The sequence below is a fragment of the Escherichia sp. AM3 genome, from assembly GCF_032029835.1.
Classification (GTDB): domain Bacteria; phylum Pseudomonadota; class Gammaproteobacteria; order Enterobacterales; family Enterobacteriaceae; genus Escherichia; species Escherichia coli.
Genome location: NZ_JAVUPQ010000491.1, coordinates 1 through 632 on the forward strand (window position 1 = coordinate 1; position 632 = coordinate 632).

Genomic DNA, 632 nt, shown 5'->3' on the forward strand with positions numbered 1-632 from the left:
GCCGGTGCCAGTGGCATCTTCAGCCTGGTGGTGTTCCTGGCGGTGACCTGGTTTATCGCGGATATCGGGAGGAAAGAAAGCGAAGATGAATACATTTCCGGCATGGAGCTGACGGACAAGCCGGCAGAAGTCAATAAACTGCTGCGTAAAAACGGTGAACTGTCCGACCTTCGGGTGGGTGATCTGCATATGGTCAGGATGGCAGAAGTGCTGAACTTCCTGATGCATGGCACCATCGGGGTGGGGAAGTCGACGCTGAGACGCTGGCTTCTGGATCACATCCGTAAGCGCGGTGACAGAGCCATTATTTACGACTCCGGCTGTACCTTTACCGAAACCCATTACAACCCCGACACCGATTTCATTCTAAACGCTCACGATGAACGCTGTGCCAACTGGCAGATGTGGGGAGAGTGTGTTGATGCAGTCGACTATGACAACCTGGCCGCCAGCCTTAGCCCGGGCGAAGGGGATTCAGACCCATTCTGGGTATCCAGCTCGCGCACTATCTACGCTGACCTGGCCATACGTATGTCTGTAGACCCGGAACGCAGCATTGAGAAGTTTCTCAAAACACTTCTCTCACTCAGCATGAAAAATCTGCGTACCTATCTGGCCAACACGCCCTCAGC

General features: G+C 54.1%; 1 protein-coding gene. It reads left to right on the forward strand.

Annotation, left to right across the window (positions count from 1 at the left end):
- On the forward strand, positions 1–632 hold a 632-nt coding region (locus RTW80_RS26800), incomplete at both ends, for a type IV secretion system DNA-binding domain-containing protein (protein WP_312721129.1).